Genomic DNA, 3,055 nt, shown 5'->3' with positions numbered 1-3,055 from the left:
ACCGGACCTAGCTGGAGTAGATCTCGAACTCGCTGAGCTGGCCGGCTGGCCAGCCGCTGTTGCCGGTGACGGTCAGCCGCAGGTACCGCTGGGTGGTCGCCGTGAAGGTCACGGTGACCGTGTTGCCGCTGGCCGGGTTGAAGCTGTAGCCGGCGGACGCCTTCAGCGTGCTGAACGTCGACCCGTTCGTGGAGCCGAGCACCGCCAGTGTCTGCGTACGCGTCTGCCAGGCCGATGAGGGTGGGAGCTTGAGCACGACCCGGGACACCGACCGGTCGGCGCCCAGGTCCACCGTCAGCGACTGCGGGAACGCGTTGTTGGCGCTCTCCCAGTAGGTGTTCGCGTTGCCGTCCACCGCGTTGGGTGCGGCGTACACGTCGGAGTGGCTGGTCTCGGTGATCGACCGTCCGGCCGCGAGGTTGCCGCTGGGCGGCGGCGTGGTCGGGGGCGGGGTGGTCGGCGGCGGGGTGGTCGGCGGCGGGGTGGTCGGCGGCGGGGTGGTCGGCGGCGGGGTGGTCGGCGGCGGGGTGGTCTGGGTGCCGCCGTACACCTCGACCTCGGAAAGTTGCGCGGCCGGCCAGCCGCTGTTGCCGGTGACGATGACCCGGATGTAGCGGCGGTCACCGGAGGGCAGCCCGATCGACACCGTGTTGCCCGAGCCGGGGGCGAAGACCCGACCGGCGGACGACGCCACTGTGGTGTACGACGAGCCGTCGGTGGAGCCGAGCACCGACAGGGTCTGGGTGCGTTGCTCCCAACCGCTGGGCAGCTTGAGAGCCACCCGGTCGACCGACCGGGACGCACCCAGGTCGATGGTCACCGACTGGGGGAAGGCGTTGTTGGCGCTCTCCCAGTACGTCGACGCGTTGCCGTCCACCACGTTGGCGGCCGTGTAGCTCTGGTTGGTGCTGGTGGCGGTCGTCGACCGGCCCAGCGCCAGGTTCCCGCTGGTCGGGGGCGGCGTGGTGGGCGGTGGGGTGGTCGGCGGCGTCGTGGTCGGGGGCGGGGTCGTGGTGGGCGGCGGCGAGGTGGGTCCGCCACCCCACTGGGGGTCCGGCCACGGGCCGCAGTACGGGGTCGGGGTGTACCAGCCGGAGTTGCCGGAGCCCTGGGTGATCTGGAAGCCACCGCCCACGCAGTTGTGCATCGGGTTGCTCTGCGCGATGTTGGTGGCCCGTACGTTCGTGAAGGACACCTGGCTGGGTGCCTGCACCTGGAGCGCGTACGTGCCGGCGCCGTCGATCCGTACGTTGGAGAGGTTGATGCCGCTGGTCTGACCCTCGATCCAGTGCAGCGCCGCGTACGAGCTGTCCAGGATGTCGGTGTCGGTGATGTTGATGGTGGCCTGCTGGAACGACTCGTTGAGGGCGGAGAACCAGATCGCCCCGACGCCGAAGTTCCAGTTGTAGTCCGAGTTGCCGTTGCGGATCAACGTGTTCCGGGCGATCGTCCAGGTGCCCCGGACCGCGGTGTCGCCCTGCACACCCGGATAGCGGTTCGCGACGTGGATGCCGCCGCCGTTGGTCAGCGAGTCGGCGGTCACGTTGTCGGTGATCTTGATGTCCCGACCGCCGTAGCTGACCAGGTGGTTCGCCAGCAGGGTCACACCGATGGTGTTGTGGGTGAACGAGTTGTTGACGTTCGGGACGCTCTGCGCCCACATCGCCAGCGCGTCGTCACCGGTGTTGCGGACGAACGTGTTCGTCACCGTCGAGTTCGTCACCCCGGTGTGGAAGTTCACCCCGTCCGCGGTCTGGTCCAGGATCCGGCTGTTGCGGATCGTGAAGTTGTCCATCGGGCCGTCCATCCACGCCCCGACCTTCGTGTTCTCCAGCCAGAGGTTGTCCACCACCGAGTTGGTCATCGCCCCGCCCAGGGCGTTGACCTGGTCGTCGTCGACCCGTTCGCGGATGTCGCCGATGATGGCGAAGTCCCGCAGCGTGACGTTGCGGCTGGGCCCGTTCGCCTCGTGCGAGCGGACCGGGCCGGTGTAGCCGCCACCGGGGACGTACTTGCCGTAGATGCCGACGGACCTGTTCCGCTCGGTGGGGTGCCGGCCGCCGAGCACCGAGTACCAGGGGCCCGCGCCGCGCAGAGTCACCCCGTCGACCACCACGTGATCCCAGAGGGTGAAGGTGCCGGTCGGGATCCAGACCGCCCGGCCCTGCGCCTTGCCGGCGTCGACAGCCGCCTGGAACTTCGCCGTCGAGTCGGTCGCGCCGCTCGGATCGGCCCCGAAGTCGGTGACCACGTCGATGACACCGGAGGGCTTGGCGATCGGCGCGACAAGCTCGAAGTCGGCCAGGTCGATGGTGAACGTGGGCGACTGCGCCGTCGAGGAGACCTGGAGCCGGATCTTCGTGCCGGCCGGCTGGGTGCTGCCGAACAGCGCCCGGGTCTCGTCGTAGAAGTGGTGCGGGTTGGTGTCACCCGGGTTGTTGTTGAACGGGTATCCGCCGTAGTACCAGCCGTACTTCGACGTCACCGGGACCGACTTCAGCAGGTTGCCGTTGGCCCGCAGGTCGATGGCGGCATCCCGGCCGGTGCCGGCCGAGTTGTCCGGCAGGCTGTAGCGGAAGGTGACAGCGTTGGCCGGGGCGGTGAGGGTGAACTCGACGTACTCACCGACGGCGTCCAGGGTGACCGCCTCCCGGCCGGACGCCTCGGACGGCAGCGTGCCGTAGCGCCGGTCCGGGCCGATCTTCGTGCCGTTGTGGGCGGCCTTCTCCGCCTCGTGCTCGATGAACGGCACAGTGGCGCCCCGGTTGGGGATGTCGAAGGGGGACAACCCCGCCGCCGAGGCCGGGGTCGCGGTGCCGGTGACCGCGAGGATGGTCACCGAGGTGGCGGCGAGCACTGTGGCGGAGATGGCGGCCAACAGTGCCCTGGTCGGGTGTCGAAGGTGGTGCGGGGTGCCGGTGGTGTGGTTGGCCATGAGCTGCGCTCTCCCTTTCGTCAGGCAGGCCAGATCCCCCCGTGTCGGTGCGGTGTCGCGCGTCCCCCCTCGGTTCTCCCTTCCTGGGTGGCGTGGTGCCGGCGGCCGGGACGGGCCGCC

At 69.8% G+C, this 3,055-nt stretch carries 1 protein-coding gene; it reads right to left on the bottom strand.

The window, feature by feature from the left end:
* Nucleotides 1-7 precede the first annotated feature (7 nt).
* On the bottom strand, nt 8-2,935 hold the full coding sequence (locus AB0B48_RS19060) for a discoidin domain-containing protein (protein WP_357203104.1): 2,928 nt from the start codon (nt 2,933-2,935) through the stop codon (nt 8-10).
* Between the last annotated feature and the right edge of the window lie 120 nt (nt 2,936-3,055).

The sequence above is a fragment of the Micromonospora sp. NPDC049089 genome (assembly GCF_040648775.1).
Lineage (GTDB): Bacteria > Actinomycetota > Actinomycetes > Mycobacteriales > Micromonosporaceae > Micromonospora.
Note: the sequence above shows the minus strand (reverse complement) of the source record. Positions and strands in the feature narration are given on the sequence as shown.

Bases quoted from the DNA above. Each gene is read 5' to 3' on its own strand.
- AB0B48_RS19060 (WP_357203104.1), bottom strand. From the start codon at position 2,935: ATGGCCAACCACACCACCGGCACCCCGCACCACCTTCGACACCCGACC.